Origin of the sequence: Fretibacter rubidus (assembly GCF_041429785.1) — a bacterium.
In the GTDB taxonomy this organism is placed as follows: Bacteria; Pseudomonadota; Alphaproteobacteria; order Caulobacterales; family Maricaulaceae; genus Fretibacter; species Fretibacter rubidus.
The window spans coordinates 844,531-871,283 of record NZ_CP163423.1 but is presented as its reverse complement, the minus strand read 5'-3'; the positions used below and the strand labels follow the sequence as shown (position 1 = coordinate 871,283).

The following is a 26,753-nucleotide window of genomic DNA, read 5'->3' as shown; positions in this document are numbered from 1 at the left end:
CTCGTCCCAATGGCTGTTCCCGTCAACAAACGACGCATCAGCCCCCTCGAATCAGCAGTTTACCCTATTTATTGGAAAGCGCCGAATCGACACGCTCTCGCATCACTTGTGAGGGTTTGAAAGATAGCACGCGGCGCGATGTTATCGGCACAGCTTCGCCCGTTTTCGGGTTACGGCCCATGCGTTCTTTTTTATCACGGAGTGAAAATGTGCCAAATCCGGCCAGCTTTACGCTTTCCCCGCGTAGTAGCGCGTCTGAAATATGATCAATCACGGATTCAACGAGCTCTGCGCTCTCGGAGCGGGACAAGCCAATCTCACGGTAAACAGCTTCCGCCAAATCTGCGCGTGTAACCGTGTTCGTGCTCATCTGTGCCTCTCCCTCACGCCCCCACAACATTGAAAACCTTAAAGCAAGGTTAAGCGAAAGAATCCAGCGAAATCAGTAAAAAGGCTTAAAAAACAGTAGGATTGGTAGAGGCTGTGTTAAATTTCGCCCAAATTTAAGGAAAATCGGGGCTAAAGCCGCAAAAGCGTCGCGCCCCAGGTAAAGCCGCCGCCAAAAGCTTCTAACATGACAAGGTCGCCGCGTTTTATACGCCCATCTGCAATCGCAGCCTGCATCGCCAGCGGTACAGACGCCGCTGATGTGTTGGCATGGTCGCCGACTTTGGAAATGACGCGGGTCGGGTCAATCTTTAGGCGCTTGGCAACACCGTCTAAAATCCGTTGATTGGCTTGGTGCGGGACAAACCAATCGATATCATTGATCGGAATGTCACAATTATCGGCGCATTCTTTCATAATCGCGGCAATATCGGTGACGGCATGACGAAAGACTTGGTTGCCGAGCATGCGCACATGACCCACTGTCCCCGTCAGGGACGGCCCACCGTCCACATAAAGCATTTCGCGGTGCCGCCCATCAGAGCGTATGATCGCATTTAAGATACCGCGGTCATCATTACTGCCCTCGCCGTCTTGGCATTCCATCACCACGGCCCCGGCCCCGTCTCCAAACAATACGCAGGTCGTGCGGTCTGTCCAATCAAGCAGCCGAGAAAACGTCTCGGCCCCAATCACCAAGGCCCGCGTCGCCCCGCCAGTCCGCAGGAGCGAATCGGTCACTTTAAGGCCGTAGATAAAACCGCTGCACACGGCCTGCACATCAAAGGCGGCACCGTGATGGATGCCCAGACGCTCTTGCACAATCGTGGCTGTCGCGGGAAAGGTATAATCAGGCGTGGTGGTGGCAACGACAATCAGGTCAATGTCTTGGGCGGTTAAGCCCGCATCGTTCAAGGCAGCCTCTGCCGCGCGTGTTGCAAGGTCTGATGTCGTTTGACCGTCGCGCGCAATATGACGCTGACGAATACCCGTGCGTTCACGGATCCATTCATCCGTTGTATCGACCCGCTTGGAAAGCTCGTCATTGGTGACAATGTTATCTGGCAAGTAATGCCCAATACCACAAATGACAGAGCGTTTCACAGGGTTAGCAGCGTGAGGCTTAGGCGCAGAAGACATTATTTTATAAATCCGATGTTATCATCTTCATCGTGCAGCGCTTCGAGGGTCACGTCAATTGTCTGTAAAAAATCACTCTCGGCCAGACCAATGGCGATATTGACGGCATTGGCATAGCCCTTGGCATCCGTACCGCCGTGGGATTTAATCACCACGCCGTTTAACCCCAAGAACACAGCACCGTTAAAACCGCTGGGGTCGATCCGTTTTTTCAAAGCGAGCAAAGCCCGCATATTCAGGAACGCCGTAAACTTTGACCACCATGAGCCTTGCAGCGCGTCTTTCATATAACGCCCGACCAACTTGGCTGTGCCTTCGGCTGTTTTCAGCGCGATATTGCCTGTAAAGCCGTCGGTCACTATCACCTCTGCCCCGCCGAGCGATATGTCAGACCCTTCGACATAGCCGATATAATTTAGGCCCAATTGGCTCTCGGATAGTCGCTCATGGGCGGCTTTAATAACGGCATTGCCCTTTTGATCTTCGGTCCCGACGTTTAGCAGGCTCACGCGCGGGCGGTCTGTTTTATAAAGCGCGCGGTAAAAGGCTTCGCCCAATACGGCAAATTCGGTTAATTGCCCAGCGTCCGCATCCACATTCGCGCCCACATCTAGCACGACCGATGTGCCGCCTTCATTCGGCCAGCTGGCGGCAAGCGCGGGACGCTGCACGCCCTGTTTGCGCTTTAATATCATCATCGACATGGCCATCAACGCGCCCGTATTGCCCGCCGAGACGACAATCTCTGCCTCGCCGGATTTCACGGATTGAATGGCATTCCACATGGACGAGCCCTTCCCCCGGCGCAGGGCTTGGGAAGGTTTGGCGTCCATTTCAATAGAGCTATCGCTATGGCGAATCTCGGACCGCGCCTTGGTCAGCGGCGCTTTAGCCAGCAGCGTGTTGATCGCCGCCTGATCACCATGCAACAAGAACCGCGCTTTGCGTTGTTTGCCCGTCGTTTTAAGGAAATACTCCAGCCCCTTGATCACAACATCGGGCGCATCGTCCCCGCCCATTGCATCGATTGATATGATCAAGCCGTCCAGCATAGCGCTCCCTATTCTTATGATTAGCCGTATAATGTGTCGCAGCTATAGCGCAGCCAAGCCGTCATGCCTAATCATGATTTATGAAACTGCGTTAAGCGGCGCTCGGCGCCTGTGTAGGTAGAGGCGGTATATCAAAAGACGCCAGCGCAATATCACCCAGTGATTTGCCGTTCAAATTATCCCGAAACGCGAGCGTATAATCTGCCAGCGCAGGTGCAAAATCAGCCCCTTGATCTACAAGCAATCCGCTGCGCAGAGCCGCCTCTAGCGCCGCTTTACGTTCACCCGCAATAAAAGCGTCAGTGTAAGCTTTGATACGCGTGTAAAACAGGCGAATCATCGGCTTAATGCGTTTCATCACGCCAGTGTCAGATAACCCTTCTTCGCGCAGCGCCACATCAAAATCATCGCGCATAATCTCGTAAATCGCTTGCGAAAGGCGCTTGCCTTGCTCGGCGTGATCATTTAGCGCGTGCAACACAACGGATAGGTGAAGGGTCAGCACATCAATACGCCCGTCGTAATTATCAAGTGCCTTATCCGCCCCGTAAAACGCTGGATTACGCGCCGCCCCCATTAATGTACGGTAGATACGCTCTGCGTCTGTTTTGGCCGCATTATTACCGCCGCCAAAGAGCTTTTTTAGAAATCCAGCCATATTTGTGTTCCATTAAATTACAGACAGTCACTTGCACAACGTCTCGGGTTTAGGTAGGGATTTATCAGCCGCAAGGCAAGACAAAGACCCCCTAATGGCGAGTATGACGCGCATGATATTAAAACCGCTAACGACGCATAGCCTCAAGGTCTTGGCGCTCACCGCAATTGGGCTGAGCTTATCCGCCTGCAACCCTATTTTACGCACCCACGGCTATGTCGCGACAGAGGAAAAACCCCAAGCGGTTGAACCCAATGTCGATACCAAAGCCAGCGTGATTGCCCGCCTCGGCAATCCGTCCATTAAAGGCACCTTTGACGAAGATATCGCGACCGACACATGGTATTATATGAACAGTGTGCGACAGCGCTTTGCTTATCTACGGCCCATTGTCGAAGAACGCACCATTACCGCCATTTCCTTTAATGAAGACGGCCAAGTCCAAAAAGTGGCCGAATACGGCATTGAAGATGGGCGCTACGTCAATTATTCTGATCGCAAAACACCCACGCGCGGACGCGAATTATCCGTGCTGGAACAAGTCTTCGGCTCTGTCGGCCGATTGCCAACCGACCGCCTCGGCGGCGGACAGCAAGACATCCCAGGGGGGGGAGGCGGCCCAGCCGGCGGTCGATAATCCGTCAGTTAAGCCACCTCGAAAAGCCCGGCCGGACACGTTCCCGCCGGGTTTTTCTTTTGGCCCGCCATATTTTTCTTTTATTGAGGTTTGAATTACCCCCGTGCGACGGCCAAATGTAGGCGCTTAATTTCGCGCATCATGGCTTGGCGGTTTAGGCGCATATTATACCAGAGCTTCAGCGCAATTTGCGCGGAATTGAGCATGACAGCAAAGGTCGCAAAGAGGATTTGATCGCGTAGATTATCCGCGCCGAACATCTTCCAGATACAGAAAATGAGACCCGCTGAAAAAATCATTATCCCCCCCCATGTCAAACGGTAAAGGGCTTTTCCGGGACCACCCAAACTGCCAAAGGCTTCTTTGAAATAATTAGTCGTATCGAGTTGACCGTCAATATAATCAAGGTCGTCCTCGGCGAGCATATCGCCCAGGGCCACGTCAAAGTCAGGTTTTTTGGATGTCATAATTGTCTCCAGTTTCAAGATTAAGATATATGTGTTTCAAATGAGCGCGGGCGGTAAACAGCCGTGATTTTACCGTACCAATGGGCACACCGAGCGCGGCGGCAAGCTCTGCCCCCGTATAGCCGTCGATATAAAACAAGCTTAGCATCAGCCGTTCCGTTTCACCTAGTTTGCCGAGCGCTTGCCGCATAGCGAGTGCACTCTCTGTGTCAGGCTCTGCGGGTGGCGGCACCCCGGCCATAGTATCACGTGCAGCCCGCGTTTTAATATTGCGTCTGATTTTATCCACGGCGCGGCGGCGGATAATGGCGTAGCAAAAGGAGGAAAACCGCCGAGGATCATCAAGCCGCCCTATGGATTTCGACAGGCTTATTGCGGCGTCTTGCATCACGTCTTGCGCGTCATCACGATTGCCTGTTAACCGCAAGGCAAGACGCATAAAGCGCGGCTCCCACCGGCGGTAAAGCCCTGCAAAAGCGGCCCGGTCACCCGCCTGCGCATTGATGATCTGTAAATCATCCAGCGCCCGTTCCAGCTCTGATGTCGGTAAACGCGCGATAGCCCGCCCCTCCGTTTTGTGTGTTCTACACTATAGTCGGGCGGCAATGAGAAAAGGTTCAGGGTAAGACATCACTTACCGCTAAAAATGCGCGTATCCGCCCGCCCCAAAATCCATCGCGTCGCCGCCTGCATTGCGCAGGGTGACCCCCTGCCCGTCGGTTACGTGGCCGATGCGGGTGAGCGGCTTGGCTTTGGTGTGGCTGGCTTGGAGGGCGGCGCGGGACGTTTTGGGTGCCGTGAAGACCAGTTCATAATCATCGCCCGCCGATAGAAGTGCGAGTTTAGCGGCCACAACATCGGCCTGTTTATAGACCCAGCGGTGGGTGGCTTCTGATAGGGAGATATGACCAAAGTTAAGCGAGAGCCCCTGCCCGCTGGCGCGCGCAATGTGACCGCAATCCGCGAGCAGACCGTCGGATACATCAGCGCAAGCAGTAGCGTGGCTGCGTAAAATACCTCGTAAATCAAGGCGCGGTTCGGGTCGCAAATAGGCCTCTTCCCAATGCCAGATATCGGCACCCGTCGGGGCGGGTTCTATTTTTTGCGAGAGCACATGTTTTAGCCCCATGGCGCTGTCGCCAATATAGCCGCTAAGCCAGATATCATCGCCCGTCTTGGCGCCGCTACGCGTGACCATTCCACCTGTCGGCACTGTGCCAATCAGCGTAGCAGAGACCACCATCGGGCCGTCCGTGACCACCGTATCGCCGCCAAAGAGTTTGAGCGGCGGGAAGCTTTGTTGCGCGACGTCTAGCCCCTTGGCAAAGGCGGCGCGGTAGGCCGCGTCCATATCGCGCGGAAAGGCAAGCGAGAGTAGATAGCCTAGCGGCGTTGCCCCCTTTGCGGCTAAGTCAGAGAGATTTGTGCGGATGAGGCGTTCTGCCGTATCGGCCCCGCGCGCACCCCCCATTTTTTGCGCAGGTGAAGGAAAATGTACGCCCTCGACCATTGTGTCTTTGGTCAGAACCAAATCATGGCCGGCTGGCGGGTACAAAAGCGCAGCATCATCCAAAAGCCCTAAGCCTTCTGGCCCCGCAAGTGGCGCGAGATAGGTTTTGATGAAATCAAATTCGCTCATGCTAAGACCCTAGCATATTGCGCAGGCTATATCAGGCCAAATTCAGCACTGCGTACGGATTTCGCGAGCTTATCAAGGGATGCATTGACGAAATTCATCTCGCCGCCGCCTTCAAAAAAGTCCGCCGCGATAGAGACATATTCGTCAATCACGACCAGCGCGGGCACATCGGGGCGCTGAATGATTTCAAAGCTTGCCGCGCGCATAATGGCCCGCAGCGTCATATCGAGGCGTTTCAGCTTCCACTTTTCAGATAGATGGGCGGAGATTGCCGCGTCGACATCGTCTTGTTTGGCGACAACACCTTTGACCAAATCCTCAAAGAAATCTTCGTCCCCTTCGACACGGTCTGTTTCGTCCGCGTGACCAAAATAATGATTGCGAAATTCATTTATGACGGTCTTATCCTGCGTGCCCGCGAGGTCCATTTGATAGAGCGCTTGCACAGCCGCCAGACGCGCGGCACGGCGGCGTTGGGGCATGGTCAGGCGGGTTGGTTGGATGTCTGTTATATCCTCAACACCGTCTGGCAAAATGGGGTCGTCGGTCATGCGCCAAGCTCGTTACGGATTTTAATCATCTTGAGAACCGCATTCGCCGCAAAGCCGCCTTTGTCTTTTTTATCAGATTTCGCCCGCGCCCAAGCTTGGTCTTCGTTTTCAACCGTGATGATTCCGTTACCAATGGCAAGTTGATGATCGACAGCGAGGTCCATCAGCGCGCGCGCGCTCTCTTCGCAGACATAATCATAATGGGTTGTTTCCCCGCGTATCACACAGCCCAGCGCGACATAGCCGTCAAAGCCAGCTTTGGCAGCCCCTTTTTGAGCCGCGTGGGCGTAACTAATGACATGGGGGATTTCCAGCGCGCCGGGCACTGTGACTTTGGTCACTTCCGCGCCGGATTTATGCAGCGCGGCCAGCGCACCATCAAGTAGCGCGTCCGAGATGCCCTCATAATAGCGGGCTTCAATCACGAGTATCTTATGGGCCATTATTTGGCTCCTTTTATCAAGGGCGTGATGCCCGCAACGGATAAGTCATAGGCTTCCAGCCCGATAAGCTTTGGCATCGTATTGGTAATCAAGCGCATGGTTTTTACGCCCTGGTGGACAAGGATTTGCGCGCCAACGCCGTATTCACGCACTAATTGTTCCTTACGGTCGATTTGGGATTTATGCGCGCCGAGGCGTTCCAGCAATGTGTCGATAGAGCCTTCGCGGATAAGCACGAGAACCGAGTGACCGTCATGAGCGGCCAGTTGTTTCATCGCGTCCCAAATCAGGCCTGAACGCGGGCTTTCCTCTGAGAGGATATCACCTGCAAAGTCGATTTTATGCACACGCACGAGGCTCTCTGCGCCCTCTTTTGCCTCGCCTTTGGACAGGGCCACATGTTCTTTGCCGTCCAGGAAATTGCGGTAAACGTGGATTTTAAACTGATCACCATTTTGCGAGGTGAAATCAGATGTCGCGATATGACGGACGAAATGATCGCGTTCCATGCGGTAGGCGACAAGGCTTTCAATTGTGCCAATCTTTAGGCCGTGGAATTGTGCAAATTTCACCAAATCATCCAGTCGCGCCATGGTGCCGTCATCATTCATAATTTCGCAAATCACCGCAGACGGGTTCAGCCCCGCAAGACGTGAAATATCAACGGAGGCTTCGGTATGACCTGTGCGCACCAAAACGCCGCCGTCCTTGGCAATGATGGGAAACATGTGACCGGGCGAGACGATGTCGTCTTCGCGGCTATCGGTATCAATCGCGGTCTGGATCGTGTGGCTCCGGTCTGCAGCACTAATCCCTGTGGTGACGCCTTCGCGCGCCTCAATGGACTGCGTAAAGGCCGTCTCGAACCGCGAGCGATTATCCGCTGACATATTGCGAAGACCCAGCAATTCTGCGCGCGCGCTTTCTAAGGCCAAGCAAATCAAACCGCGGCCAAATTTGGCCATGAAGTTAATCGCGTCAGGCGTCGCAAATTGCGCGGGTATAATCAGGTCGCCTTCGTTTTCGCGATCTTCCGCGTCGACCAGAATATACATACGGCCATTGCGGGCGTCCTCTATGATTTCCTCTGGCGTGGCCAGATTATAGACATCTTGGAATGTGGCTTCGTTCAGGTCAGTCATAGCTAGCTTTCTAGGGCTTTGTTGGCTGCATCGTCATTTGATGCGCTAAGTAACGGGCGACATAGCGTGCGATGAGGTCAATTTCCAGATTTACTTTGCTACCAAGGCTAAGTTTTCCCAGTGTCGTCACTGTCCATGTATGGGGGATGATGTTGATATCAAACTCCGCTTCGCCCGATTTTTGGGGCCGCACATCGTTGACCGTCAGCGATACGCCGTCAATTGTAATCGACCCCTTAGGCGCAATGCCAAACGCCATATCAGCGGGTGCCAGGAAGGTCAGCTTATGCGAGCCCGCAATTTCGGTAAGCCCAATAAGCGTCCCAACACCATCGACATGGCCCGTCACCATATGACCGCCCATTTCGTCTTTCCCCGTCAACGCGCGTTCCAGATTAATGCGTGTCCCCACACCCCAATCGCCCATGGTCGTCTTGGACAAGCTCTCATCAGAGACTTCGACCGCGAACCACCCCCCGCCGTCTTTTAAAGAGCCTTTTTCAATGACAGTCATACAGGCACCCGAATGGGATATAGACGCGCCAATATCGATACCGTCTGGGTCATAGGTCGTGCGCACATCAAGGCGCAGGTCACCACCCCACTCTGTCTGGCTCTCGCCCGCTTTCAGGCGCGTCGTTTTAATAATCTCGCCAATATCTGTGATAATGCCTGTGAACATAAAATCTCTATTCTTTTAACGTCTATGCGCTGGAGCCGTCTAAACGCTGGTAACGCTCATATATATCGTCGCCCAGCTCCCGCAGTTCAACACGGTCATAACGCCGCGCCAAATCCAACGTCTCTAGCCGCAACGGGCCAATGCCGTTGCGCCCGTCACCGCCCAAAATAATCGGCGCGCGAAACCATTCAATCACGTCGATAAACCCAGCCGCTATAAAGCTCGCAGCTAAAGTTCCGCCGCCTTCAACCAACAGACGCTTTATCCCGCGCCCATGCAGCACAGCCATAGCGTCCACCACGTCCAGCCCGCGCGCATCTTTTTTAATTGGCAGTAACGTCACATCAGTGTTGGCGAGGCTATAGCCTTCTACATTCATGGTGCCGTCATATAAAATCAGCGTCGGGATTTGCGCGGCTGTTTTGACCAGATTACTTTCCACCGGTAAGCGCAGACGGCTATCAAATATGATGCGTTGCGGGTCGGGTTCCCCAGCAATCCGTGTCGTCAGTTGCGGATTATCCAGCACGGCCGTATTGGCCCCAACAGCGATACCGTCATGACGAGCGCGCAGCTTGCGCCCCTGTGCGCGCGATGCCTCGCCCGTTATCCACTCGGACTGACCATTGGCCAGCGCAATCTTGCCGTCCAGCGATGTTGCCAGTTTTAATGTGATTTGGGGACGTGGCAAGCTAGCTATCTTTATCAGAATTAGGCTTTTGGGGGTCGTCCTCGGTCAAGTTTTCCTCGACGATAAAGGCTGCAAAATCTTCTGTCGCGCGGAAATCTTTATAGACAGAGGCGTAACGCACATAGCCCACACTATCGAGCCCGGACAGCCCTTCCATGACCAGCGCCCCAATATCATCAGATGTGATATCGCTATTGCCGGCGCTTTCTAGCTGCCGCACGACACCGCTTATCATTTGCTCAATTTTTTCAGGGTCCACAGGGCGTTTTTGCAAAGCAATCAACACAGAGCGCGCGAGCTTGTCGCGCTCAAACGGCGCACGGCGACCTGATTTTTTCACCACGGTTAATTCGCGTAATTGCACCCGCTCAAATGTCGTAAACCGCCCTCCGCATGAGCCGCACAAGCGGCGGCGGCGCACGGCATTGCCGTCCTCGGCCTGACGGCTGTCTTTGACTTGTGTGTCTTCACTACTGCAAAATGGGCAACGCATGAGCGCGCTTTAGCATGTTTAATTATATGCGCCAATGGGTTAGAGTGAGCCTTGAAAAGGAACACCTATGCCGATTACGCCGTCAAAAATATCTGCTGATGATATGAACGCCTTTTTCCTAACGGCGTTTGAGGGTGGCGATAAAACCATGTTGCCCGCCATCACTCACGCATCAGAGGGTCGCGTGATTATGGAATTGGCGATTACCAAAGCCATGTTGCGGCCAGGCGGCACAGTGTCCGGCCCCACGCAAATGGCCGTTGCCGACCACGCGGCCTATGCCACTATTTTCACTCATCACGGGGTCACGGCTATGGCGCTGACAACCAATCTAAATATTGACTTTCTGCGCGCCCCAAAGGCGGATAGCGGCAAGGAAAATATCATGGTCGTCGATGCCAAAACGATCAAAATGGGACGGACGCTCGCCGTCATCAGTGTCGAGATGACCATGAAAGGCAATCCAAAGCTCGCCAGCCGCGCGACAGTGACTTACGCCATGCCGAAAAGTTAAGCCCTAAACTAAAGCCCTCTGCGGTGCGTAGTCATTACATAACGGCAATAAAAGAGGGAAAATCATGAAAATCAAGAACCGTCCAGAATATGGTAATAAGCCCGCACCCCTCACCTGCACGGCTGATACGACTGTCCTCGCCGCCGTAAAATCTATGGCTGAGAAGAATTACGGCTCTATTATTGTTATTGATGATGAGCGCCGCGTTTTAGGGGTCATGACAGAGCGTGATATTTTCAAACGTGTCATGGCGCCCGAATTAGACCCGAGCAAAACTCACGTTAAAGACGTGATGTCCACAGAATTACGTGTCGCCAAAGAAGACGACGACCTGACCGATTGGCTACGGATTATGTCAAATGAGCGCTTCCGCCGCTTGCCGATTGTGGACGCAGATGAACGCCTCGTATCTGTTATGAGCCAAGGCGACTTTGTATCCTACACGTGGCCGCAACTGCTGACACAGGTTTCAACCCTTGCGAAATCAACCGTGGGCAAGAACTCGCAACAATCGCTTATCATCGCCGGTATCACGGTTTACGCCATTGTCTCGCTATTGGTTATCTTCGCCGTGACGCGCTAGCAATTTAGACCTCTCAAAACTTTTCAATCTCAGAGCCTACGCGTCCTCGTAAATTGGAAAACGCGCGGTTAGGGCTTTGACGCGCTGCTTAACGCTTTCTTCGACCTCGGGATTGCCTTTGGGGTTTTCAGCGAGCGCATCTAGCACTTCGGCCATTAACTGCCCAATGAGGCGGAACTCTGCGGGGCCAAAGCCGCGCGTTGTGCCCGCAGGGGAGCCGACGCGGATACCCGATGTCACGGTGAATTTTTCTGTATCGAACGGAATACCGTTTTTATTGCACGTAATATAGGCACGACCCAAAGCTTTCTCTGCGGCGTTACCCTTCACCCCTTTGGGCGAGAGGTCAATCAGCGCCAAATGCGTATCTGTGCCGCCGGTGATGACGGCATAACCCGCCTCGACCAGCGCGCCAGCCATGGCTTTGCAATTGTCAATCACCCGTTGGGAATAGGCTTTAAACTCTGGCTTTAGCGCGTCGCCAAAGGCAACGGCTTTGCCCGCGATGACATGCATCAACGGCCCGCCTTGCAGGCCTGGGAAAATTGCAGAATTAAATTTCTTCGCCAGTTTTTCATCATTGGTCAGGATCATACCGCCGCGTGGCCCGCGTAGGGTTTTATGCGTTGTCGTCGTTGCGACATGGGCGTGTGGGAACGGTGACGGATGCGTGCCGCCCGCAACAAGGCCAGCGAAATGCGCCATATCAACATGGAGGTAAGCCCCGACCTTATCAGCAATGGCGCGAAAACGCGCAAAATCGATCTGGCGCGAATAGGCAGAGCCGCCGCAAATAATCAGCTTGGGTTGATGCTCCACCGCCAAAGCTTCGACTTGGTCATAATCAATAAGGTGCGTGTCTTTGTGAACACCATAAGCAATGCCGTTAAACCACTTGCCCGACATGTTAGGCGGCGCGCCGTGGGTCAGGTGACCGCCAGAGGCAAGGTCCATGCCCAAGATTGTATCACCGGGCTGGAGGAGCGCGAGGAAGACACCTTGGTTGGCTTGGGAGCCTGAATTAGGCTGCACATTGGCAAAGCCGCATCCAAATAATTCGCACGCGCGGTCTATGGCTAGCTGCTCAGCGACATCAACGTGTTGGCAGCCCCCGTAATATCGCTTGCCGGGATAACCTTCGGCATATTTATTGGTCAGCACAGAGCCCTGGGCTTCTAATACCGCTTTGGAGACAATATTCTCTGACGCGATTAATTCAATTTCGTGCTGCTGGCGGTCAAATTCATCAGCCATGGAAGCGTAAAGCGCGGGGTCGCGGTCTTTTAAGCTCTGGGTGAAGTAATTATCCAAATGGGCTGTGCCCTGCTCTGCTGCGCTCATGATGGTCTCCAAAATTTCGTGCCCCTACATAACGCCCGTATAGCTGACTCGCAACGGGCAAGGGCATAATTAAACTGCGGTGTTTTGTGTCACTCGGATGTTGGCCGTGCGCGCGCCAGCATATCCAAATTCTCATCAAGGTCGTGGGCGGCTTGGACGATCAGTTCCACAGAGCGTTCGTAAAATTCAAGCGGTATCGTCGCAAATGTATCAGATGCCTTGTGATAATGCGGGTGATCGACGACACCAAAATAAACAAAGGGCAGCCCTGCGCGGTGAAATTCTGCGTGGTCAGATTGTAGCGTCCAATCATTGCCGCCGTCTTCTGGTCGGTCATTACCAAAAACAAGGGTGATGTCTTTACCCGCTGCGCTTTGTTCTAATATCGGTTTTAACGCGGGCATATGGTAACTGCCGCTGGCATATATCTCGCCCTCTGTGTTTTGGCTAACCATATCAAGGTTCATATTAAACACGGGTCGGTCGGCAAAGCTGTCTTGGGCAACGAAATATTTTGCGCCTTGCAGCCCCATTTCCTCGGCGTCATACCAGATAAACAAGACGTCGTGATTGGGCGGGGCGGTCATGAAACTCTGCGCAATGGCAAACAACGCTGCCGCGCCAGAGGCGTTGTCATCCGCGCCGTTATAAATCTCGCCGTCACGCTCGCCTAAATGGTCATAATGCGCCGTGATGACAAAAAGCGGGCCTGTGTCGCCGTCATCTGTATCAATCAGCCCGTGAATATTGACGGCTTGCACAGGGGCGCCCCCCTCTCCGCGTGGCTGGGCGGTAAAGGGATGCTCTGAAATACTATCAAAGGCCCCTAAGGCCCGCATCTCGTCTATGATAAAACTCCGCGCTTTAATGCCGCCCGGGCTACCCGCACGGCGGCCCTGCATCGCGTCAGAGGCAAGCGTTTCAAAGATACGGACAGTGCTGTCGTGGCTGTAGCTCGGGGACGGCGCAGCTGTGCAGGCGGTCAGGATTAGGGCCACGGCAGCAAGGCTTGATTTGCGACAGGTCTGGGTAAAATGGGTCATGAGACGTCTATAGTTGATTTTATACGGGAGTCTATGTGGGGTTAAGGCGAGTGGGACTTAAGCTTTGCCATAACGGAAACCGAACGGCATGGATTCCGGGCGGGTGAAAAGCCCGCGACGGAATGACGGGAGTGGAGGAGGTTTGCCTCAAGTAGATATATCAAGCCAACGCGAATGAAGGCGCGCACAAACCCTGATTAAACACGTCATTCCGACGCGAACGCAGGTCGCCCGGAACCCATGTCGTGATGGTGCGGTTGGTGGGCATGGTGATTGGTCATGTGAGCCTTTCATTCAAAGACCCTAGCCGAGTAATACTTGGCGGCGGTTAGGCTGGATCTGCCAAGTTGGATTATCGTCCCCTAACGCCAAGTGCTCTGCTCGGTGAGCTAGCGCGTCACTTTTCCGTATCCAAAAACACTTCCGCCCTCGCTATGCTCTAGCGTGTTTTTGGATAGTGTCGTCCCCTAACGTCTTCTGCCCTGCTGGGTAAAGCGTGCTGATCACTTTTCCCGTATCCATACCCCCTACCGCCTTCGCTGCGCTCCAGCGGGGATATGGATAATATACCAGAGGGTCTATAAGCCGGGTTTTGTTCCGCGAATTGCTTCGCTTCGGCGACCATTCATCTATGCTGCCTGTTACCAGACAGCTTTAGCAACCGACCCGGGTCGCGGGAGAAGACATCCCACATGCGACCCCTATTTGGTTTTGCTCCGGATGGGGTTTACCATGCCCTGCTTATTACTAAGCAAGCGGTGCGCTCTTACCGCACCCTTTCACCTTTTCCCGAGTAATTTTCATAAAATGAAAAATACGGGGGTAGTTTGCTTTCTGTGGCACTATCCCTGGGGTCGCCCCCGCCGGACGTTATCCGGCATCCTGTCGTTCTGGAGCCCGGACTTTCCTCCCAGTGTGAAAACGAAGTTTTCGCACAAGGCGGCCGCCCGACCCTCTGGTATCCGCGCTTTTGGCTTGTGAAGGGGGGCAAAGTCAAGCAATGTCGTGAGCCAAACAGGGGGCGAGCATGGACGCAAATGCAATTGACAACATACAGCTTGACCTAGGGGCCAGCTCTGAAATTGCGATGATGATCATTTTGGCCACCATGATGTTTGCTGTGGCGCTAGGGCTGCGCCGTCATCATTTCGCGTTTTTTAAAAGCGCGCCGCGTGTCTATATCGCGGGTGTGCTGGCGCAGATCATTGGCCTGCCACTGCTGACGGTCCTGATCTGTTTTGCGTTCGACCCGCAGCCCAGCATTGCGCTGGGCATGATACTAATTGCCTGTTGTCCCGGCGGGAATACGTCAAATCTGCTGGCCTTGTTTGGGAAAGCCGATACAGCTTTATCAGTATCGTTGACGGCAACCAGCAGCGTAGCGGCAGCCTTAATTACACCCCTATCTATACTCTATTGGAGTTCGCTTTACCCGCCGACCGATGCCCTTCTGACAGAAATTAATCTGGATGCTGTCTCGTTCCTCATTCAGACACTAATCATTCTCGCCCTGCCCCTCTTCCTCGGCATGGCGCTGGGGCATTTCTCGCCGCAACTAGCTGACCGTTTGCAAAAGCCGCTGGCCGTGATTGCGGGGGTTGCCTTAGCTGTGATTATCATTGGGGCCGTGATTAAATTTGCGCCAGTTATCGTCGCGCTCGGCTTTGGGATTATCGCGCTGGTGATGGTGCATAACGGTTTGGCGTTTTTGCTCGGGTTTGGGGCTGGGCTGGTCTCAAAGGCCAATACAGCCCAACGCCGCGCGCTGACCTTTGAGGTTGGTATTCAAAACTCTGGCCTCGGTATTGTTATCCTGCTGACCCAGCTTGGCGGGCTTGGCGGGCTTGGCGGGGCGGCGGCTATTGCAGGGCTGTGGGGGACATGGCATATCATTGGCGGGTTGATGCTCGTCGCGCTCTTTAGGTTTAATGATAGGAAACAGAGTCATGTTTGATACAAAAATAATCGGTGGGTTGGTGTTTGACGGCAGCGGCACGGCAGGCGTCAAAACCAATATCGGTATTAAAGACGGCATCATCACAGAGGTCGGCCCCTGCGAGGGTGACGCCTTAGAGACAATTGATGCCAGCGGCCATATCGTCACGCCTGGCTTCATTGATTTACACACACATTATGACGGCCAAGTCAGCTGGGACGAAGAATTAAAACCGTCCGTTAATCACGGCGTGACAACGGCCCTGATGGGCAATTGCGGTGTTGGTTTTGCCCCGTGCCGCGCAGAGGACCGCGACAAGCTTATCCGCCTTATGGAAGGGGTCGAAGATATTCCCGGCACCGCCCTGCACGAAGGTCTGACGTGGGGGTGGGAAACATTTCCAGAATATATGGACGCGCTAGACGCTATGCCGCGCACGATTGATGTTGGCGTGATGGTGCCGCATGACCCGCTGCGGGTTTACGTCATGGGTGACCGAGCCGTGCATGACCAACCCGCAAATGATGATGATATTACGGCCATGAAAAAGCTGACGCGTGAGGCCTTAAACGCTGGCGCGCTCGGCTTTTCACTGGGACGCTCAGATTTTCACAAATCCAGTGACGGCGAATGGACACCAGGATCAGAGGCTGGCAAGGACGAGCTTGTCGGCATTGCGTCAGCCTTTGAAGGGCTGGGCCACGGCGTGCTGCAAGCGGTCAATGATTTTGACATGTTACGCCCTGGCGAGACGTTTGAAACCGAGTTTGATTTGATGGAAGCCTTTTTTCGCGCAGGCGGCGGACGCCCCGGATCCATGTCATTAATGGAGCGGGATTTTGCGCCTGATGATTGGAAAAATATCATCCGCCGCACAGAAGCCATGAATGCCGACGGACTTGATATTTCCTTCCAAGTCGCGCCGCGTGCCATTGGGTCTTTCGTCGGCTTGAACTGTACCTTTCACCCGCTGATGGCTTTCCCCAGTTATTTGGCCATCAGAGAAAAGCTTTTGGCAGAGCGTGTCGCGATTATGCGCGATCCGTCGTTTAAGGCAAAAATGCTATCAGAGACACCCGTCACCCTGGCTGGCCCCGGAAGCCCTGTGCCGCCCATGGTCGATATGATGATTGGCATGTTTGAACAGCTGGCCGAAAAACTGTTCAAGCTCGATTACACTGGCAAGGTCGATTACGAGCAAACATCAGAGACGTCTATTGCAGGGCTGGCGCGTAAAGACGGCGTCAGCGTTTGGGAAAAAGCCTATGATTTGATGCTGGAGGATGAGGGGCGCGCGATGATTTATTATCCCGTCTATAATTATACCCATATGAATTATGACAATGTCCTGACAATGATGAAACATCCCAAGGCGCTGCCGGGATTATCGGACGGCGGGGCCCATGTGGGTACAATTTGCGACGCGAGCTTCCCGACATATTTGCTCTCCCATTGGACGCGTGACCGCATGTCTGCGGGCAAAGACGGCATAGCCCTGCCCCGCGCTATACAAATGCTGACGGCGGACGGTGCCGATTACCTAGGGCTAAGCGACCGAGGGCGTCTCAAAGTTGGGCTCCGCGCGGATATAAATGTAATTAATTACGACGGCCTTGATTTGGGTGTGCCCAAAATGGTGCAAGACTTACCCGCAGGGGGACAGCGACTGCTGCAACCCGTCTCGGGATATAAGGCGACATTTGTCAACGGCACACAAGTCATCGCCAATGACACAGTCACAGACGCCCGTCCCGGAAAGCTTGTGCGCGGCGGCTGAGCTATCAGTAATAAGCTTTCATTAACACTCTAATTTCACCAATCCCTTACGATAAGTCTTGACGAAACCTTACCATCACCGTGGCATTTAGGCTGCGGGACCTTCGCCTTTCATGATGATCGGCAAAGGATGGGATGATTGGGTGATGAGAACAAATACAATTATTACATTGGGCGCATCCGCCGCTTTTGGGATTATGGCAGTGTTTCTGGCGCGCGGCTTTATCAACGACGCGGTTGAAGATGAATTTCGCCAAGTCAAACCCGCAAGCACAAATGAAGCCGCAGTCCCAATGGACACAGTCGCCGTCCTTGTTGCCAATCGCGATATGGCGTTTGGCGAAGCCCTATCCCGCACATCCGTTCGTTTTGTCGATTATCCGTCGGACGCCGTGCCAGCCGGTGCCTTCACAGATTTATCTGACATATTTGAGAGCGGATCAGAGCGCTTCACGCTCAGCAATCTAAGTTATAACGAGCCGATACTCGCGCGTAAAATTACAGGCGAAGACGGCAAGGCCAGCTTATCTGCGCGGATTAAACCCGGTTACCGCGCCGTGTCTATACGCGTCGACGACGTCACAGGCGTATCGGGCTTTATTATGCCCGGCGATATTGTGGACGTGATTTACACACGCGAACCAGCCACGAGCGCGAGCAGCCGGTCGCGTAATACCAGCGCAGCAGTCAGCTATATCTCTGATATTATTTTGCAAAACGTCAGCGTTCTAGCGGTGGACCAAAACCAGTCTGACCGTAGCGCCTCGCCAGATGTGGCGAATACAGTCACCTTAGAAGTGAGCGACGCGGATAGCCAAAAATTGGCGCTCGCCATGAATTACGGCACTCTGTCTCTATCGCTGCGCGGCGTGGGTGAAACAGCCCCGTCGCCAACGCAACAGGTCAGCCTGAACGAGCTTGGCGCGAAGCAAAGCCGCAGTGTCGCCCGTCGTCCAAGCGCGAAGAAAAGTAAAAGCCCGACGTCAGACATCACAGTCTTTCGGAACGGCCCAGATAATACTGAGTCAGTTGAGCGCCTGAGCGTAAAGCGTCAAAATGATGTGAACATCGTCGTTTATGGTGCGCCTGCGAAATCGGCCACCTTAAATGTGCGCGATGATGTGCAAGGCGGCTGGCCGCAAAATGTACCGCAAAAACCGCAACCAAGACGGATGGAATAGGGTAAGCACAATGATCAAACCAATCTTATTACTCACCACATTATGCCTCACTACGGCTTTGCCGTTAAGCGCCGTTGCGGCCTCCTGGGTCGATCACGACATTACCAAAGACCGCACCAATACGTCAGTCTTAAAAAACGACACGATTTTGATGCGCACGGAAATGCCGTTTAAAGAAATCCGCGTATCCAATACCGCTGTCGCCGACGTTGTCGTGCTGACCGATAAATCCTTTCAAGTCATGGGCAAGACAGGCGGCAGAACCAATGTCATGCTTTATGATGCTGACCGTCAATTAATTGACATTGTCGATGTCACCGTTGGGCATGATTTATCGGGGCTGAAAAAGACGTTTTTTGAGACCTTTCCGCGTGAACGTATCGAAGTGCGTCCGCTGGCTGATGGGGTCTATCTATCGGGCGAAGTCACGACAGAGTCCGTTTCAAAAAAGGCCGAGAAAATCGCGCAGGCTTTTGCGCCCAATAATGTCACCAACGGTCTGAGCGTCAAAGACTCCCACCAAGTCATGCTCGAAGTTCGCTTTATTGAAGCGTCGCGGACCACGATTAAAGAGCTGGGCGTTGGGCTGCTGACCAGTCAGCAATCAGGCCTCGTTCCCAGCCCTGGTGATTTTGCCGCCCAGACCAGTTTGACTACAAACACACCCGTGATCTCTGGACTACTACGCGGCGGTTTCGGGAGCGCAGTTTTGGATGCCCGTATTGAAGCGTTAGAAGACAAAGGCCTGATCCGTACATTGGCAGAACCCAATTTGGTCGCCATGTCGGGCGAGACCGCAAGCTTCCTCGCGGGCGGTGAAATTCCTATTCCTGTGCCCGGAGAGTTTGGTCAAGTCGCGATTGAATACCGCAAATTTGGTGTTGGTCTCGCCTTTTCACCCACGGTGCTGGATGACGAAATTATCAACCTGAAAGTCGCGCCCGAAGTTAGCCAACTTGACCCCACAACGGCTGTGCGGATTGCCGAAATTTCGGTACCAGGTATCCGCGTGCGCCGCGCCAATACAACAATTGAGCTTCGTAATGGTCAGAGCTTTGCGATTGCGGGATTGCTGCAATCTGAAAGCTCAAACAACCGCTCGCAAGTGCCGTGGCTCGGTGATATTCCAATCTTGGGCACACTCTTTAGCTCGACCCGTTTTCAAGAGAACGAAACAGAGCTGGTCATCATGGTGACCCCGCATCTGGCGCAACCCGTTAGTGATCGCCGTCAACTCGCCTCCCCGCTGGATGATATTAAGTTACCAAGCGATTTTGAAGCCTTCGCAAAAGGGCATTTGGAAGGCGGCAAAAGCCCCCTAGCCTTGTCAGATTTATCTGGCGATTACGGAACAGTGTTGGAGTAGAGCCATGAACACCAAAATAAAAATCACCACCGCTTTGGCCGCCGCTGCGCTAATGTCTGCCTGTGCCACACAGCGCCCAGCCCTGTCGGGTCAAGACGCAAATTTTGGCGTCTCTAATCGCGCCAATATTGCCGCCCATGCGGTTACACCAGACCCAAAGCTAAAAGCCGATACCTATATTCCCGCCAATCGCGCCCGCGTGCGCGCCGCACGAGAGGCCTATGAAAAGGGCGAAGTGATCGAGCCGAAAATACCCGAGTAAACGGTCTGAATAAGGCATTCGCAATCTAATTCATTGAGGCAAACATGACTTTCTTTTCCAGACGCAAAGAGGATCCGCGCGCGCCGTGGAACAATGACGAAAAGACTGTAAATGAGGGCTCTGTCGATGACGGTCTTGCCATTCCCCCTTGTGATATCTGGCATGATGACGCCCCCGCCCAACAAACAGTGACGGGCGAATTACCACCCGCGCCACAGGACCCAATCCCACCGCAAGACGGCTCTCAGTGCTGGGCCTTTATGGGGGCTGTTGGCGGTGTGGGGACAACAACACTCGCCGTGCAAATGGCTTATGAACTTGCCAAAACACAGGCGAGTAAAACGCCCCGCGGGCAGCGCAATACGGATCCAAAAGTCTGCTTAATTGATTTGGATTTTGAAGCCAGCGGCATTGTCCATCATTTGGACGTGCAAGCAGGGTTATCGCAAGACGATTTAGCGGGCGACCCCGCGCGCATCGACAGCCTTTATATACAATCCCTGCTGAGCCATCACAGCAGCGGGATGAGCGTTCTTGCTGCGCCCAATATGATTAACGGCAATGCAGGGGTTAATCCGCTGACTGTGCTCGCCTTGCTCGACGCTGTTTGTGATGCCTTTCCCTATGTCATTTTGGACGTGCCGCGCCATTGGCAGCCATGGACAGCGCCTGCGTTGATGGGGGCAGATTTTTTGGGCCTTGTGACAGAATTATCCATTCCGTCGCTGCATATGACGCGTGCCAAATGTGACCAATTGTCGGACATGTTGGGTTCGCAATCATCCTGTCATATCATTATGAATAAATTTGAACGCCGGGCTTTCAAATCAACGCTGCGCTTGTCAGATGCCGAAACGGCGTTACAACGCACGGTGCTGTCAACTCTATGCATGGATCCTGACGTCACGCGCGAAGCGTCTAATTGCGGCACACCCGTCGGGCATGTCCGCACAGATAGCCGCTATGCCAAAGACAGTCGGAAGCTTTTGGAATTAATGACTAACAAAGTCAGCACGGATAGACAAAATATCAATAAATACAACACTGTAGCCGCATAATTAAGGACCGTTTAACCCTGTTCCCTAACCTGCACTTCAGGCCTTCTGTGATAGTCTTTTCCGTAATGACGCTTGCGAATTTGGGATAAAGCATGGGACGGTTTTCAGCCTTATTAAATAATAACACGGCACCCGAAGCGGTTAAATCCGTCTCTGGCCCCGACGCTTTAATCAATCCTGTCCCCGCGCACGGCGTGGACCCTGTCTTACCAAAGGCACCCGTTCAGCCCGTGACACCGACCCCTGCGCCGCCGCCCGCAAGCCTAAAGCGTGAACGCGACCCGCTCCTTGATATCAAGATTAAACTCCATAGCCGCCTCATCGATGAATTTGATTTGGCCAGCTTAGAGGGTCTTGATGACCATGTGCTGACAGGCAAGGTCCTAGAAATCGTCAAGACTTTGGCCGTTGAAGAAAAGCTGAAACTCAATAGTGGTGAGCTTCGCGTTCTAGCGGCCGGTATTGTTGACGAAATGACAGGCCTTGGCCCGCTAGAGACGCTACTTGCGGATGAACGTGTGTCGGATATTTTAATTAATGGTCACGACCAAGTCTATGTCGAGATGGGCGGAGAGCTAGAGCTGTCTGATATTCGCTTTGCGTCAGAGCCGCATTTGTTGCGCATCATTAACCGCATTGTCGCCCAAGTCGGGCGGCGTGTGGATGAAAGCCAACCACTCTGTGATGCGCGGCTACTCGACGGCAGTCGCGTCAATGTCGCCATCGCCCCCATCGCCGTTGACGGGCCGCTGGTCTCTATTCGTAAATTTTCAAAGACGCCTCTGACACTGGATAAGCTGGTCGGTTTTGGCGCTGTGCCCGATGTGGTCGCGCAGTTCCTTTGGGCGGCGTGCCAGTCGCGGGTGACAATTTTGATTTCTGGCGGTACGGGGTCGGGTAAAACTACCTTGCTAAACGCCCTAAGCCAGTCGATTTCACACAAAGAACGCCTGATTACAATTGAGGACGCGGCAGAGCTGCAACTGCAACAACCCCATGTCGCGCGTATGGAAACGCGTCCGCCCAATATCGAAGGCAAAGGCGAAATCCGCCAACGCGGCCTGGTTAAAAATGCGCTTCGCATGCGCCCTGACCGCGTTATCCTTGGTGAGGTTCGCGGCGAAGAAGCGTTTGATATGCTGCAAGCCATGAATACAGGCCACGAAGGGTCTATGGCCACACTTCACGCCAATACACCGCGCGATGCGATTACGCGGCTAGAACAAATGGTGGCGATGGGTGATATGAAAATCACGCCCGAAGCTGTTGCGGGGCAAATCGCCTCTGCCGTTGGCCTTATCGTCCAAGCGCAACGCCTGTCGGATGGGCAACGCAAAATAACATCCATTGCCGAGGTAACAGGCATGGAGGGCGCGATCATTCAGATGCAGGAAATATTTAATTATACCCGCACCGGCACAGGCCCCAATCACGAAGTTATTGGTGAATTTCGCGCGACGGGCATACGCCCCCAATGCCTGCACGACATATTGTGCCGCAATATTGCTTTGCCTGCTGATTTATTTGAACCGCGTGTTCTGCCCGTTGGGCCGATATCTGATAAAACCATCAAAGAGCGTATTGGCTAATGTCGATATTGTCTCCGACATTGATAATTTACGTGCTTGTGTTTTGCGCTGGCTTTCTGGCGCTGCAAGTTATGATTGGCGCGGGACGCCAAGCTGCCGTGCGTGTAAAGCTAGCCAATGACCGCATGCAACGCATGAAGTCGGAAAGCTCGCAAGCCATTGTGCTGTCCAAAATGAAACGCGCGCGCGGCCTTGACGGTGATGACCAAATCCAAGTCATGGTCGAATGGCTAGGACGGCTTGTCTTGCAATCGGGACTGCCGATTGGACAATACGGTATTTTTATTATTTTGGGCGGTACGGGCGCGTTGGGGCTACTCGTTTTGGGTGTTTTAAAAGCCAGCCTGATTTGGGCTATGGCCGGATTAGTCATCGGCTTGGTTGCGCCGATATTTGGCCTAAAAACACTGGTCAACCGCCGCCGTAACAAAGCGGTAGAGCAATTACCCGAAGCGTTAGACGTTATCATTCGGTCCTTACGCGCGGGTCATCCCGTGCCCGTTGCCATGGCCTTGGTCGCGCGCGAAATGCCAGATCCCATTGGGTCAGAATTTGGTATGGCCAGCGACGAGGTTGCCTTTGGCTCCACCGTATCATCGGCCATAGAGCGCCTATCAGACCGCGTTGGTCATGAGGATTTCGAGCTGTTTTCCGCCATGATCCGGTTGCAAGAACGTGCGGGCGGTAACTTGGCCGAACTACTCGGCTCTAACGCCAATACCATCCGCGACCGCCAACGCATGCGACTTAAAATTAAGGCTGCCTCTGCCGAAGGGCGTATGTCTGCCCTTATCCTCAACGCTGCACCAATATTGATGTTTTTGGGCGTGAATAAATTATCGCCAAGCTTTTACGGCGACGTGTCGGATAATCCGCTTTTGACTTATATATTCTGGGGTGTTGGCATTTGGATGCTCATAGGGAATTTGGTTATGCGTAAAATGATTAATTTCAAAATATAGGCGGCGCGCGTGAATACAGCTTCATTTTCAAATATATTTTCGATCATTATCGCAGGGGCTTTTCTGGTCATCTCACTGGCCTTAGTGGTCTTTGCGGTGATGAATGCCCTACGCCAAAATAAGCAGATTGAACGGCGGCTCAGCGGGGCCAACGGTAGCGATATATCAAACTTTGACCGTCCGAAAAATCGCGGAAAACTTCTCGCCCAACTCGGCGCGCATTTGACCCTGCCCGACGCGGCGGAAATTTCACGCCTTAGATTTCAGCTCTCCCAAGCGGGATATTATGATGTCGGCACGGTCAAAACCTTTATCGCGGCCCGCGTAATTTGTGTCTTTGCTCCGCAATTCCTTGTTATGGCTGCGTGGCCAATTTTATATGAAAACTTTGGCCTTAACGGGGCTGTTCTAACGGCTGTCATTTTAGCAGCCGTCGGCTTTGTGGGGCCGCTCTATTTTATCAAATTTAAACAACAAAAACGCACGGACCAATGCCGCAGAGGCTTTCCTGATTTGATGGATTTGCTTGTTGCCTGTATTGAAGCGGGGCTGGGACTAGATGCTGCTCTTGTGCGAGTTAGTGGAGAGATTGGCGGGCGCTATCCCGCACTGAAAATCAATCTCGAAATTATGAATTTAGAGCTTCGCAATGGGCGTCCCCGCCATGAGGCTATGACCGCCTTCGCCGAGCGCGTCAATCTTGAAGAAGCCAAAGCCCTTGCCGTTATGTTACGCCAAGCCGAAGAAATGGGCAGTTCAATGGGCACAGCGCTGCGTACGTTCTCTGAAGAAATGCGTGCCAAACGCATGTTAAAAGCCGAAGAGAAAGCCATGGCGCTATCGGCAAAATTGACTGTGCCGCTCCTTATTTTCATTTTCCCGACGATTATGGTGCTGCTACTTGTCCCGGCGGGTCTGCGCATGTCAGAGGCGTTTATATAGCATGTGGCGCGCAGTTGTCATCACAGCACTAATCGTGGCCGCACAACCCGCTTTTGCGAGTGATAATAAAGCACCTGTAAACGACGAAACGACGATTGCCGCAGACACAATTCGCGCCTTTGAAAGCAACTCCACCGATGTATTTTCCATTTTTCAAATCTTACTGGACGCCCGCGCGGCCTATGACGCCCAAGATTTTGCCCAAGCGCTTACCCATTACTCAATCATCGTCAAATATGACGACACGATAGAAGAGGCCGTTGTTGGGCTGACAAAATCCTATCTTGCTATGGGGCAAGCTGACGCCGCCAAAACGGTGTTGGACAAGACACCACTCGCCACGACAGAGGTGCAAATATTACGCGTTATGAGCGCCTCGATGGCAGCCCCGCATGAAAGTGCAAAAACCATCTTACAATCAGGGCTAGCGCAACATGACGATGCGCGACTTTGGAACTTATTGGGTAATAAGCACGCGGGTGAGCGCGCATGGGCAGAGGCCAGTTTTGCTTTTATGCGCGCCGAAAAAGCAGGGCAACGCCCCGGCTTGCTTTTAAATAATCTAGGACTTTTGGCCTTGCAAAAAGGGGAGCTTGAGCAGGCAGAAGCCTATTTATCCCGCGCCGTAGAACACGCACCGCAGACCCAAAAATTTGATAGTAACCGCCGCTTGGTCCTATTACTGAACGGGTCTTATATGGATGCATTGGATAATCTTGACCGTGACCGCGCGGCCAATTTAATTGCGGATGCCGCCGTCATTGCGTCCAGGCGCGGCGACGCAAAGCTTGCTGATTTTCTACGCAGAAGTGCGGCGCATTATAACCCGCTTTATAATCCCAAGCTGAAAAATTCGGTCGACTCCTAATATTCGCTCTATTGATTGACTGCGCGAAAAAACTCGCAAGCGTCGTTAATTCTCCAAATTTTGTTATCGATAGAGACTGCGTTTGCGCGGCTAGGCGTGAGCATTTTTCCTGTGCGGCAGACCGAATGGATTGCCGTTTATAGGGCGGCTTTGCGCCCCAATTAAAAGTCATAGGAAATACGATTTCTTACAGGCAAAGATTGAAACACACGCTCTCACGCCCTATATTAAATGCATACAAACAACAATTGGGGACCACAACATATGTCAAGTTTTGAAGCGCAGATTGAAAAATCCAGACAAGAATTGGCCGAAGGTCAAACTAAGATAGCCGAGTTATCCTCTAAAATTGATACGGCCCGCTCAAAGATGAAACAAGGCGTTGATATTACGCTAGATATTGAAAATGCGTCGCTTGCCGATGTTCACGCCCATTCGGATTTGATGAACGCTAATATTGCTGAATTAATCTTAGGACTTGATGACGTCACCGCTGGATTTTCCAAAGACTTTGACGCCATGCGCAATAAGACAGGGTGGGAGTCATTTGTTGGTGTGTTTTCTAAAAAACGCGCAGAAATGATGCGCCAAGAACGTATTCGTACAGCCACAATTGAGAAAAAGCTGCAAGATCTTATTGGGAAATCAAATGTGATTTCCAAAATGTTGACTGAGCAATTAAACGAGCTTAGCACGCACCGCGAACGTGTGCAGGCCAACCTTGCCGTGACCCTCACGGACCGCGAAGCAGCGGTCAATGAGCTGTCACAAATTAAAGCTGACTTGCTGGCGATGGATCCCAAAATCATTACGCTGGAGAATAAACTGTCCACCGTCACCGCCCCCGCCGAGCGCGCGAAACTTGAGAGCGAGCTTGCGGCTCTGAACAGTAATTATAACGAGCTTGCGCAGCAAGAACAGGTCAAATTGGCAGAGAGCCAAACGCTAGAGCGTTATATTGAAAAAGGTAAAACCTGGCTGGATAGTTTGCAAAACCAAGCCGCAACACAAATGGTGCTAATTAACAAGCTGGATACAGACACAAAGCAGCGTGTCATCCTTTATGACGCGCTTTCAAAATCACTCAAAACCGCGCAACAACAAGATGTCGCGCACCAGATTAATGAGATTGGTGTCGCCACAGATAAAGAAGCGCAAGTTGCCATGGCCGCCATTGGCGCGGCGACCAACACCCGTATGGCCGAGATGATGGAATCCCACGAAGATCACATTATTTTTGCGCGCAAAGTGGTTGAAGAAAAGGTCAAAGCCGACGAGCGCTTTGCACGGCGGTTTGAGAAGATTGTCGAAATGCATGATAAAAATGCCTATGGTAAAGACGATATATAG

The 26,753-nt window shown here is 53.0% G+C and carries 29 protein-coding genes and 1 other RNA gene; 14 read left to right on the top strand and 16 right to left on the bottom strand.

The window, feature by feature from the left end; translation table 11 throughout:
* Positions 1-64: 64 nt before the first annotated feature.
* The 4 genes from ihfA to AB6B37_RS04080 all read right to left on the bottom strand — a co-directional run bounded on the left by ihfA (position 65) and on the right by AB6B37_RS04080 (position 3,237).
* Positions 65-370 (bottom strand): integration host factor subunit alpha, encoded by a 306-nt coding sequence (gene ihfA / locus AB6B37_RS04095; RefSeq protein WP_371397632.1) that lies wholly within the window; start codon positions 368-370, stop codon positions 65-67.
* A 149-nt stretch (positions 371-519) separates the two neighbouring features.
* Complete coding sequence (locus AB6B37_RS04090; RefSeq protein ID WP_371397631.1) at positions 520-1,527, bottom strand: beta-ketoacyl-ACP synthase III; 1,008 nt, start codon at positions 1,525-1,527, stop codon at positions 520-522.
* Complete coding sequence (gene plsX, locus AB6B37_RS04085) at positions 1,527-2,579, bottom strand: phosphate acyltransferase PlsX (protein ID WP_371397630.1); 1,053 nt, start codon at positions 2,577-2,579, stop codon at positions 1,527-1,529. Before plsX ends, AB6B37_RS04090 begins: the two co-directional genes overlap by 1 nt.
* Before the next feature lie 91 nt (positions 2,580-2,670).
* Entirely contained in the window at positions 2,671-3,237 is a 567-nt protein-coding gene (locus tag AB6B37_RS04080) for a ubiquinol-cytochrome C chaperone family protein (protein ID WP_371397629.1), read from the bottom strand.
* A gap of 94 nt (positions 3,238-3,331) precedes the next feature.
* Here AB6B37_RS04080 and AB6B37_RS04075 point away from each other — a divergent pair, with 94 nt between their 5' ends.
* Positions 3,332-3,874 carry an outer membrane protein assembly factor BamE gene (locus AB6B37_RS04075; RefSeq protein WP_371397628.1) on the top strand — a complete coding sequence of 181 codons (543 nt, stop codon included), beginning with the start codon at positions 3,332-3,334 and terminating at the stop codon, positions 3,872-3,874.
* Positions 3,875-3,969: 95 nt separating this feature from the next.
* On the opposite strand, the gene AB6B37_RS04070 is transcribed toward AB6B37_RS04075, so the two are convergent.
* The 9 genes from AB6B37_RS04070 to nrdR all read right to left on the bottom strand — a co-directional run bounded on the left by AB6B37_RS04070 (position 3,970) and on the right by nrdR (position 9,982).
* Positions 3,970-4,341 (bottom strand): DUF6768 family protein, encoded by a 372-nt coding sequence (locus AB6B37_RS04070; protein ID WP_371397627.1) that lies wholly within the window; start codon positions 4,339-4,341, stop codon positions 3,970-3,972.
* The gene (locus AB6B37_RS04065; protein WP_371398406.1) at positions 4,322-4,846 is read right to left on the bottom strand and encodes an RNA polymerase sigma factor; all 525 of its coding nucleotides are present in this window, start codon (positions 4,844-4,846) and stop codon (positions 4,322-4,324) included. Before AB6B37_RS04065 ends, AB6B37_RS04070 begins: the two co-directional genes overlap by 20 nt.
* A 135-nt stretch (positions 4,847-4,981) precedes the next feature.
* Positions 4,982-5,980 carry a thiamine-phosphate kinase gene (gene thiL / locus AB6B37_RS04060; RefSeq protein ID WP_371397626.1) on the bottom strand — a complete coding sequence of 333 codons (999 nt, stop codon included), beginning with the start codon at positions 5,978-5,980 and terminating at the stop codon, positions 4,982-4,984.
* A 26-nt stretch (positions 5,981-6,006) separates the two neighbouring features.
* Positions 6,007-6,531, bottom strand: a complete 525-nt coding sequence (gene nusB, locus AB6B37_RS04055) for a transcription antitermination factor NusB (protein ID WP_371397625.1) — start codon at positions 6,529-6,531, stop codon at positions 6,007-6,009.
* Positions 6,528-6,974 (bottom strand): 6,7-dimethyl-8-ribityllumazine synthase, encoded by a 447-nt coding sequence (locus AB6B37_RS04050; RefSeq protein WP_371397624.1) that lies wholly within the window; start codon positions 6,972-6,974, stop codon positions 6,528-6,530. The genes nusB and AB6B37_RS04050 overlap by 4 nt, the downstream gene beginning before the upstream one ends.
* The gene (gene ribB, locus AB6B37_RS04045) at positions 6,974-8,116 is read right to left on the bottom strand and encodes a 3,4-dihydroxy-2-butanone-4-phosphate synthase (protein WP_371397623.1); all 1,143 of its coding nucleotides are present in this window, start codon (positions 8,114-8,116) and stop codon (positions 6,974-6,976) included. The genes AB6B37_RS04050 and ribB overlap by 1 nt, the downstream gene beginning before the upstream one ends.
* A gap of 10 nt (positions 8,117-8,126) precedes the next feature.
* Entirely contained in the window at positions 8,127-8,798 is a 672-nt protein-coding gene (locus tag AB6B37_RS04040) for a riboflavin synthase (protein ID WP_371397622.1), read from the bottom strand.
* Between the two features lie 22 nt (positions 8,799-8,820).
* Entirely contained in the window at positions 8,821-9,489 is a 669-nt protein-coding gene (locus tag AB6B37_RS04035; protein ID WP_371397621.1) for a RibD family protein, read from the bottom strand.
* 1 nt (position 9,490) lies between these two features.
* Positions 9,491-9,982, bottom strand: coding sequence for a transcriptional regulator NrdR (gene nrdR, locus AB6B37_RS04030; protein WP_371397620.1), 492 nt, complete (start codon positions 9,980-9,982; stop codon positions 9,491-9,493).
* 67 nt (positions 9,983-10,049) lie between these two features.
* On the opposite strand from nrdR, the gene AB6B37_RS04025 reads away from it, so the two are divergent.
* Positions 10,050-10,496, top strand: a complete 447-nt coding sequence (locus AB6B37_RS04025) for a PaaI family thioesterase (RefSeq protein WP_371397619.1) — start codon at positions 10,050-10,052, stop codon at positions 10,494-10,496.
* A 64-nt stretch (positions 10,497-10,560) separates the two neighbouring features.
* Positions 10,561-11,079, top strand: coding sequence for a CBS domain-containing protein (locus tag AB6B37_RS04020; RefSeq protein WP_371397618.1), 519 nt, complete (start codon positions 10,561-10,563; stop codon positions 11,077-11,079).
* Positions 11,080-11,115: 36 nt separating this feature from the next.
* Here AB6B37_RS04020 and glyA read toward each other — a convergent pair whose 3' ends face one another.
* From glyA to rnpB, 3 genes are all read right to left on the bottom strand, one after another.
* Positions 11,116-12,420: a serine hydroxymethyltransferase gene (glyA, locus tag AB6B37_RS04015; RefSeq protein WP_371397617.1), complete on the bottom strand. Its 1,305-nt coding sequence runs from the start codon at positions 12,418-12,420 to the stop codon at positions 11,116-11,118.
* A gap of 89 nt (positions 12,421-12,509) precedes the next feature.
* Positions 12,510-13,463, bottom strand: a complete 954-nt coding sequence (locus tag AB6B37_RS04010) for a M28 family peptidase (RefSeq protein ID WP_371397616.1) — start codon at positions 13,461-13,463, stop codon at positions 12,510-12,512.
* Between the two features lie 565 nt (positions 13,464-14,028).
* Positions 14,029-14,422, bottom strand: an RNA gene (gene rnpB, locus AB6B37_RS04005) — RNase P RNA component class A.
* Between the two features lie 68 nt (positions 14,423-14,490).
* Between rnpB and AB6B37_RS04000 the strand changes: the two genes are divergently transcribed.
* From AB6B37_RS04000 to AB6B37_RS03950, 11 genes are all read left to right on the top strand, one after another.
* Positions 14,491-15,417: a bile acid:sodium symporter family protein gene (locus AB6B37_RS04000; protein WP_371397615.1), complete on the top strand. Its 927-nt coding sequence runs from the start codon at positions 14,491-14,493 to the stop codon at positions 15,415-15,417.
* Positions 15,410-17,176 (top strand): amidohydrolase family protein, encoded by a 1,767-nt coding sequence (locus AB6B37_RS03995; protein ID WP_371397614.1) that lies wholly within the window; start codon positions 15,410-15,412, stop codon positions 17,174-17,176. Before AB6B37_RS04000 ends, AB6B37_RS03995 begins: the two co-directional genes overlap by 8 nt.
* Before the next feature lie 112 nt (positions 17,177-17,288).
* Positions 17,289-18,356 carry a Flp pilus assembly protein CpaB gene (cpaB, locus tag AB6B37_RS03990; protein ID WP_371397613.1) on the top strand — a complete coding sequence of 356 codons (1,068 nt, stop codon included), beginning with the start codon at positions 17,289-17,291 and terminating at the stop codon, positions 18,354-18,356.
* Between the two features lie 10 nt (positions 18,357-18,366).
* Positions 18,367-19,722, top strand: a complete 1,356-nt coding sequence (locus AB6B37_RS03985) for a type II and III secretion system protein family protein (protein WP_371397612.1) — start codon at positions 18,367-18,369, stop codon at positions 19,720-19,722.
* A gap of 4 nt (positions 19,723-19,726) precedes the next feature.
* Positions 19,727-19,984, top strand: a complete 258-nt coding sequence (locus AB6B37_RS03980) for a hypothetical protein (RefSeq protein ID WP_371397611.1) — start codon at positions 19,727-19,729, stop codon at positions 19,982-19,984.
* A gap of 44 nt (positions 19,985-20,028) precedes the next feature.
* Positions 20,029-21,042, top strand: a complete 1,014-nt coding sequence (locus AB6B37_RS03975) for a CpaE family protein (protein WP_371397610.1) — start codon at positions 20,029-20,031, stop codon at positions 21,040-21,042.
* 92 nt (positions 21,043-21,134) lie between these two features.
* Positions 21,135-22,631, top strand: a complete 1,497-nt coding sequence (locus AB6B37_RS03970) for a CpaF family protein (RefSeq protein ID WP_371397609.1) — start codon at positions 21,135-21,137, stop codon at positions 22,629-22,631.
* Positions 22,631-23,593, top strand: a complete 963-nt coding sequence (locus AB6B37_RS03965) for a type II secretion system F family protein (RefSeq protein WP_371397608.1) — start codon at positions 22,631-22,633, stop codon at positions 23,591-23,593. Before AB6B37_RS03970 ends, AB6B37_RS03965 begins: the two co-directional genes overlap by 1 nt.
* Positions 23,594-23,602: 9 nt before the next feature.
* On the top strand, positions 23,603-24,535 hold the full coding sequence (locus tag AB6B37_RS03960; protein ID WP_371397607.1) for a type II secretion system F family protein: 933 nt from the start codon (positions 23,603-23,605) through the stop codon (positions 24,533-24,535).
* A 1-nt stretch (position 24,536) separates the two neighbouring features.
* Complete coding sequence (locus tag AB6B37_RS03955; protein ID WP_371397606.1) at positions 24,537-25,403, top strand: hypothetical protein; 867 nt, start codon at positions 24,537-24,539, stop codon at positions 25,401-25,403.
* A 264-nt stretch (positions 25,404-25,667) separates the two neighbouring features.
* A complete protein-coding gene (locus tag AB6B37_RS03950; RefSeq protein WP_371397605.1) occupies positions 25,668-26,753 on the top strand; it encodes a hypothetical protein in 1,086 nt (361 codons plus the stop codon).

Coding starts and splice junctions, on each gene's coding strand:
- ihfA (WP_371397632.1), bottom strand. CDS start 370: ATGAGCACGAACACGGTTACACGCGCAGATTTGGCGGAAGCTGTTTAC.
- AB6B37_RS04090 (WP_371397631.1), bottom strand. CDS start 1,527: ATGTCTTCTGCGCCTAAGCCTCACGCTGCTAACCCTGTGAAACGCTCT.
- plsX (WP_371397630.1), bottom strand. CDS start 2,579: ATGCTGGACGGCTTGATCATATCAATCGATGCAATGGGCGGGGACGAT.
- AB6B37_RS04080 (WP_371397629.1), bottom strand. CDS start 3,237: ATGGCTGGATTTCTAAAAAAGCTCTTTGGCGGCGGTAATAATGCGGCC.
- AB6B37_RS04075 (WP_371397628.1), top strand. CDS start 3,332: ATGGCGAGTATGACGCGCATGATATTAAAACCGCTAACGACGCATAGC.
- AB6B37_RS04070 (WP_371397627.1), bottom strand. CDS start 4,341: ATGACATCCAAAAAACCTGACTTTGACGTGGCCCTGGGCGATATGCTC.
- thiL (WP_371397626.1), bottom strand. CDS start 5,980: ATGAGCGAATTTGATTTCATCAAAACCTATCTCGCGCCACTTGCGGGG.
- nusB (WP_371397625.1), bottom strand. CDS start 6,531: ATGACCGACGACCCCATTTTGCCAGACGGTGTTGAGGATATAACAGAC.
- AB6B37_RS04050 (WP_371397624.1), bottom strand. CDS start 6,974: ATGGCCCATAAGATACTCGTGATTGAAGCCCGCTATTATGAGGGCATC.
- ribB (WP_371397623.1), bottom strand. CDS start 8,116: ATGACTGACCTGAACGAAGCCACATTCCAAGATGTCTATAATCTGGCC.
- AB6B37_RS04040 (WP_371397622.1), bottom strand. CDS start 8,798: ATGTTCACAGGCATTATCACAGATATTGGCGAGATTATTAAAACGACG.
- nrdR (WP_371397620.1), bottom strand. CDS start 9,982: ATGCGTTGCCCATTTTGCAGTAGTGAAGACACACAAGTCAAAGACAGC.
- AB6B37_RS04025 (WP_371397619.1), top strand. CDS start 10,050: ATGCCGATTACGCCGTCAAAAATATCTGCTGATGATATGAACGCCTTT.
- AB6B37_RS04020 (WP_371397618.1), top strand. CDS start 10,561: ATGAAAATCAAGAACCGTCCAGAATATGGTAATAAGCCCGCACCCCTC.
- glyA (WP_371397617.1), bottom strand. CDS start 12,420: ATGAGCGCAGCAGAGCAGGGCACAGCCCATTTGGATAATTACTTCACC.
- AB6B37_RS04010 (WP_371397616.1), bottom strand. CDS start 13,463: ATGACCCATTTTACCCAGACCTGTCGCAAATCAAGCCTTGCTGCCGTG.
- AB6B37_RS04000 (WP_371397615.1), top strand. CDS start 14,491: ATGGACGCAAATGCAATTGACAACATACAGCTTGACCTAGGGGCCAGC.
- AB6B37_RS03995 (WP_371397614.1), top strand. CDS start 15,410: ATGTTTGATACAAAAATAATCGGTGGGTTGGTGTTTGACGGCAGCGGC.
- cpaB (WP_371397613.1), top strand. CDS start 17,289: ATGATGATCGGCAAAGGATGGGATGATTGGGTGATGAGAACAAATACA.
- AB6B37_RS03985 (WP_371397612.1), top strand. CDS start 18,367: ATGATCAAACCAATCTTATTACTCACCACATTATGCCTCACTACGGCT.
- AB6B37_RS03980 (WP_371397611.1), top strand. CDS start 19,727: ATGAACACCAAAATAAAAATCACCACCGCTTTGGCCGCCGCTGCGCTA.
- AB6B37_RS03975 (WP_371397610.1), top strand. CDS start 20,029: ATGACTTTCTTTTCCAGACGCAAAGAGGATCCGCGCGCGCCGTGGAAC.
- AB6B37_RS03970 (WP_371397609.1), top strand. CDS start 21,135: ATGGGACGGTTTTCAGCCTTATTAAATAATAACACGGCACCCGAAGCG.
- AB6B37_RS03965 (WP_371397608.1), top strand. CDS start 22,631: ATGTCGATATTGTCTCCGACATTGATAATTTACGTGCTTGTGTTTTGC.
- AB6B37_RS03955 (WP_371397606.1), top strand. CDS start 24,537: ATGTGGCGCGCAGTTGTCATCACAGCACTAATCGTGGCCGCACAACCC.
- AB6B37_RS03950 (WP_371397605.1), top strand. CDS start 25,668: ATGTCAAGTTTTGAAGCGCAGATTGAAAAATCCAGACAAGAATTGGCC.